This is a genomic window from Wolbachia endosymbiont of Drosophila seguyi (assembly GCF_028981765.1).
GTDB classification, from domain to species: domain Bacteria; phylum Pseudomonadota; class Alphaproteobacteria; order Rickettsiales; family Anaplasmataceae; genus Wolbachia; species Wolbachia pipientis.
In genome coordinates this window covers 1-5237 of the sequence record NZ_JAPQLM010000172.1, presented here as the reverse complement: position 1 = coordinate 5237, position 5237 = coordinate 1, and the positions used below count along the sequence as shown (strand labels likewise).

Sequence of the window (5237 nt, the reverse complement as noted above, 5' to 3'; positions counted from 1 at the left end):
TCTGCAGATTGGCGAAAGCAAATACAATAGCTTCAGTTTCATGATAAGGGGGCTGGCGAGGTTTGTCAAGCAAGTTTTTTGTTTCTGCGGACTACCTAGATTAATATTATATAGAAGGTTTGCTGCCAATAAAGCCTAAACTTACCAAATACATTTCTGTAGATTCAGATCTACTTGACTTTGGTTTAAAGTATTTTACTGTTTTAAACATTTTTTTTAGCTCGTTACAAAAATCTTTGTCAGATTCTCCTTGGAAAATTTTTACTACAAACGTGCCACCATGACTCAAGAAATGCTTTGCAAAATTGAGCGCTGCTTCGCATAAAAGCATAATTCTGATATGATCCAACGATTTTAAACCACAAGATTCGGGCGCCATGTCAGATAAAATTACATCAAATTTTTGATCCTTGAATTTTTCTCTTAAAATTTCAAACTCATTGATAATATCACATTGTATAAACTCTACTCCATTAATTGCGTTCATTGGTTTTATGTCAAGAGCAACCACATTTGCACCTTTCCGAGATGCAACTTGTGACCATCCACCAGGAGAAGCACCAAGATCAATAATTTTTTGCCCTTCTTGGAATAATTTAAATTTGTTATCCATTTCTACCAGCTTATATGCTGAGCGTGACCTATAACCATCCTTGCTAGTTTTTTGCACATACTGATCATTCAAATGACGATGTAGCCACCTTGTTGAAGATAGTTTTCTGCCTCTAGCCGTCTTTACTCTAGTTTTTATTGCTAATACCCTACTTATTATTGATTATATCTTTAAGCTCTTTTTCAACTACTTCTTTTACCAGTGCATGTAGATATTTATTCAGCCATTCTGAGAGCTGAGGTTTTAAAAGAGATGTAACTAATTCTTCAACAGTAAGGTTCGCTTTTTTTTGTTGTTTATGCTGTAATTCGTTTTGCATTTTTCCAAGCAACGCTTTGATCTCTTCCATATTCTCTTTTAAAATTAGATGATCGTTATTTTGCGCTTGTAAGCCGCTATTACTCGCTTTGTTATTACTCATTTGGATATTATCGTACAGATAAATATCTTTTTTTTCTTCTGAATTGTAGCTATGGCCATTAAATTGGTTATTGTTGCAAGCCATTTCCTCACTTTGGTCATCATTATCAATGTCCTCTTTTTCATTATTTTCTTTTTTGCCATCTTCTTCTATTTCTTCTGGATACTCTTCCTCAAGGTATAGCACATCATCATTTTCATCCTTTATTTCTGCTTTATCGTTACTCGCGTTTTTACCCGATATAGCTTTTTTTATATCTTCTAGGATATCTTTTACAGATTGATTACCTTGTTCATCATGCATAGTGCTAATACCATTAAATTTAGAGGTTTATACTATTTATCATAAAAAGCAAGTTGTAAACACTAATCACATAATTGCTTTTTGCTTCAACTAAGTCTGAACGTGCTTTAAATAATGCATCTTCAGTGTCCAAAAGGTCAGATGTACTCTTTAAATTTAAGTTTACTTCTTGCTCAACTCCTTCCAATGCTAGAGCTGCTGCTTTTTCCGCTTCTTGACTTGCTTTGATAATGGCCTTTGCTGTCAACACATTATTCCAAGCATTTACAACTGCTTGTTCTATATTTTTTACCGTTTCATAATAATCGTAGGTAGATTTTTTTGCATCCATTTTAGCTTTACTGACACCAAAAGCATTAACTCCTCTCTTAAAGATTGGAACATCAAGAGTAAAAACTACATGAACATTTTCTAATAGTTTGTCTACCTTCATACCATCCTCCCCAAAATTTTTGCTTGCACTTAGATTTAAAGAAGGAAGCCACTTGGAGCTTTCAGCAATCACTTCCATTCCGGCTGCTCTTTTTTGATAAACTGCTGCTTTTAGAGATAAATTATTGGTTTTTGCTAACTGTAAACATTCATTTAGCTCTGGAACAGAAGGTAGTTTATCATTAGCTTCAGAAAGGTCATCAGCATCTTCGCCAATCAAATGATAATAAGCAATATTTACCAACTTTAATTTACCTTCAGCATCAACTCTTTCGGATATAGAAGACGAAAATTTTGCTTTTGCTAACAAAACTTCAGCATTGGTTACCTCTCCAAGGGAAAAGCGTTTTTTCATAGCTGACAAATGTTCCAAAGAAACGCGTTCTTTATGTTCTCTGAGCTTTAATATTTCTGTCTTTTGTAAAACATTAACATATGCTTTCACAGCATTAAGTGCAAGCTCTTGTTTTAATTGCTGAAATCGCATCTTTTCTGCTTTGAGAAGATGGCTTGATCGACTGAATGTGGCAAAGGTACCACCGCCATCGATTAATTTCTGGCGCAATGTAAGTTTTTTTTCAGATGTATCAAGATTAAAGTTACTATCGAAATTGTATTGCAAATTAATGTCAGGTAAAAATCCAGCTAACCCAGAAGATTTATAGTGTTTTTCTGCGCTTTTATATTGGTAAAATTGAGACTTTATTTTTGAGCTATTTTTGATGGCTTTGCTTATCACTTCTCCCACATCGGTTGCATAGCAACTTATAGTATTAAAAATGATCGCAAGTGTGATAATCAATCGAAACATTCTAATTCCTATGCATATTGGTTGCGCGGCTCAATTACTAACATAAATTACTTTAATAATCAATAACTAATATTGTTGACACTATTGAGAAATTAAGTATATCATAGCTTACTATTGTTGGATCAAATAATGAAGACTTTTTTCTTAAAGGAGAAACAAATCAATAAAAAGTGGTTTGTCATAGATGCAGAAGGATTAGTGGTAGGGAGGCTTGCAGCATTTGTAGCGACACTATTACGTGGAAAGCATAAACCTGAGTATACACCTCATATGGATTGTGGCGATAATGTAATTATTATCAACGCAGAAAAGGTGCATTTCACCGGAAAGAAGCTTAAAGATAAAATTTACCATAAGCATACAGGTTATTCTGGTGGTTTGAAGAAAACTACTCCAGATAATATTTTAAATGGCAAATTTCCTGAGCGTGTAATAGAAATGGCAGTGAAAAGGATGCTTGATGATGGGCCTATGGCACGTAGACGCTTTGAAAATTTGTATGTTTATTCTGGTTCAGAGCATAAGCATCAAGGACAGCAACCTGAAAAGATAGATTTTGCCTCTTTGAATCGTAAAAATAAAAAGTAATGGAGTAAAAATGAAGAGTTCTACAATAAATAACAATGATTGGTCAGAAAAGACAATTAAATCAGCAGTTGATTCGCTTGGTCGTTTATATGCTACAGGCCGAAGAAAAGAATCTGTAGCAAGGGTATGGATAAAGCCGGGGAGTGGAAAATTTAGTGTTAACAAAAAAGGCGATCTAATTTCTTATTTTAAAAGAGAGTCAGTGTGCCAAATAGTAAAAATGCCATTTGTTGCAACTTCCACATTGGATAAATACGATGTATTTGCAACTGTAAAAGGTGGAGGGCTATCTGGTCAAGCAGGTGCTCTAGCTCATGGAATAAGCAGAGCTTTAAGTAGTGTAAGCCAAGATTTGCATTCTATACTACGTAATGGTGAGTTCTTAACTAGAGATTCACGTGTTGTTGAACGTAAGAAATATGGTCAACATAAAGCTCGGAAAAAGTGTCAATTTTCTAAGAGATAGTTATTTTATAGGGGTGTTTTTTTGTAAGTATTATACAAATATTTGCAAAAATGTATGATGTCCTCTATTTTTGTGATGAATTTAGTTGACTATCGGTGTCAACATAATATGCTATTTATGTGATTTTTTCAATATTAAGGTAATTTATGAGTAAAGAAGATATAATAAAACAATTAAAGGAAGATTGTTCTAGTCAGAATATAGATATAACAAAATCTGATTTGAGCAAGATTCATGATGCGTTTATTAAAATAATAAAGAATGAGCTGCATGGGAAAGGTGAAATACGTTTGCATGGAATAGGAACATTTTCTACTGCTATCAGTCAGGAAAAACAATGTCGTAACCCCCAAAGTGGTCAGATCATGACTGTTCCTAAAAAGACAAGGGTAAAATTTAAAGCAAGCCAAACTCTTTTAAGTATTTTAAATGAGAAGGAAAAAGCAGCAGTTAGTTAGACATTGTCATTTTCATTGTTTTTACTACGCTGTGTAAGCCGTAAAATACAGCTTCGCTAATTAAATAGTGGCCTATGTTAAGAGCTGAGATGTGAGGTATTCTTGTCATCTTCTTAGCGTGTTTATAAGTTATGCCATGTCCTGCGTGGCATTCTATTCCTAATTTATTGACGTACTCTGCAGCATTAGTAATTAACTGTAACTTTTTTTCTGATGGATTATCACAGTAATCCCCTGTGTGAATTTCTATTATGTCAGGTTTTGTCCCTAGCTTTTCAAGATATTTTAGTTGATCAATATTTGGATCGATAAACAGTGAGACTTTTATGCTAGCGCTATGCATTTCCTCTATTATACTAGAAAGTTTACTGTGCATATTCACGATATCCAGGCCACCTTCGGTTGTTAATTCTTCTCTTTTTTCTGGTACTATACTAATCGAATAGGGTTTTACCTTTTTTGCTATTTCAAGCATTTCTTCCGTGGCTGCAATTTCAAGATTTAGCTCAGTGCTAATGCTTTTTTTTAGGTTAAATACGTCTTCATCTCTAATATGCCTTCTATCTTCTCGTAAGTGTACAGTAATAAAGTCTGCTCCAGCGTCAATGGCTATTTCTGCTGCTTTCAATGGATCTGGATAAGAAGTTCCACGTGCGTTGCGGAGGGTTGCAACGTGATCGATATTAACACCTAGTTTCACAATCTACCTCAGAAATTATTTATAGATTATACATGTTATTAGGTTTTTTGCATAGTCATTGTTTGACCTTATCCAGAAAAAGTGGAGAGAAAGAAAAGAGTTTTTTTGGGTAAAATAAAATTTTGGAGGATTAGAAATGGCAAGAGAATATACGGCAGAGTTCAAATTGGAAGCTGTTAAGCTGGCAAATGAACAAAGAAAGGTAGGTCAAACAATTACAAAAACAGCAAAGGATTTAGGAATAAAGGGTGGTTTATTAGGAAAATGGATAAAGAAACACAACGAAAAAAAGTCGGCAGCAGATGCATTTCCAGGTAGAGGTAACATGGCTCCTTACGACAAAGAGAGATTTGATTTACAGAAAGAGTTAGCAAAAGTAACAAGGGAAAGAGACATTTAAAAAAAAGCCCTGGCCAGTCAAAAAGAGTAAAATATTTTTTTATAT

The 5237-nt window shown here is 34.1% G+C and carries 7 protein-coding genes and 1 pseudogene; 4 read left to right on the top strand and 4 right to left on the bottom strand.

The window, feature by feature from the left end; translation table 11 throughout:
* Positions 1-106 precede the first annotated feature (106 nt).
* The 3 genes from OZD62_RS04465 to OZD62_RS04455 form a co-directional block, all read right to left on the bottom strand.
* A complete protein-coding gene (locus OZD62_RS04465) occupies positions 107-685 on the bottom strand; it encodes an RlmE family RNA methyltransferase (RefSeq protein ID WP_275019520.1) in 579 nt (192 codons plus the stop codon).
* Positions 686-761: 76 nt separating this feature from the next.
* Positions 762-1337: a PopZ family protein gene (locus tag OZD62_RS04460; protein WP_010082598.1), complete on the bottom strand. Its 576-nt coding sequence runs from the start codon at positions 1335-1337 to the stop codon at positions 762-764.
* Positions 1338-1356: 19 nt separating this feature from the next.
* Positions 1357-2580, bottom strand: a complete 1224-nt coding sequence (locus tag OZD62_RS04455) for a TolC family protein (RefSeq protein ID WP_010082597.1) — start codon at positions 2578-2580, stop codon at positions 1357-1359.
* Between the two features lie 129 nt (positions 2581-2709).
* Between OZD62_RS04455 and rplM the strand changes: the two genes are divergently transcribed.
* From rplM to OZD62_RS04440, 3 genes are all read left to right on the top strand, one after another.
* Complete coding sequence (gene rplM, locus OZD62_RS04450) at positions 2710-3168, top strand: 50S ribosomal protein L13 (RefSeq protein ID WP_275019516.1); 459 nt, start codon at positions 2710-2712, stop codon at positions 3166-3168.
* Positions 3169-3178: 10 nt separating this feature from the next.
* Entirely contained in the window at positions 3179-3634 is a 456-nt protein-coding gene (rpsI, locus tag OZD62_RS04445) for a 30S ribosomal protein S9 (protein ID WP_006279875.1), read from the top strand.
* A 146-nt stretch (positions 3635-3780) separates the two neighbouring features.
* On the top strand, positions 3781-4092 hold the full coding sequence (locus OZD62_RS04440; RefSeq protein WP_010082594.1) for an HU family DNA-binding protein: 312 nt from the start codon (positions 3781-3783) through the stop codon (positions 4090-4092).
* Here OZD62_RS04440 and OZD62_RS04435 read toward each other — a convergent pair.
* A complete protein-coding gene (locus OZD62_RS04435; protein WP_275019514.1) occupies positions 4085-4792 on the bottom strand; it encodes a pyridoxine 5'-phosphate synthase in 708 nt (235 codons plus the stop codon). The genes OZD62_RS04440 and OZD62_RS04435 overlap by 8 nt on opposite strands.
* A 136-nt stretch (positions 4793-4928) precedes the next feature.
* Here OZD62_RS04435 and OZD62_RS04430 point away from each other — a divergent pair.
* Positions 4929-5237, top strand: a pseudogene (locus OZD62_RS04430) (transposase); the annotation flags it as partial.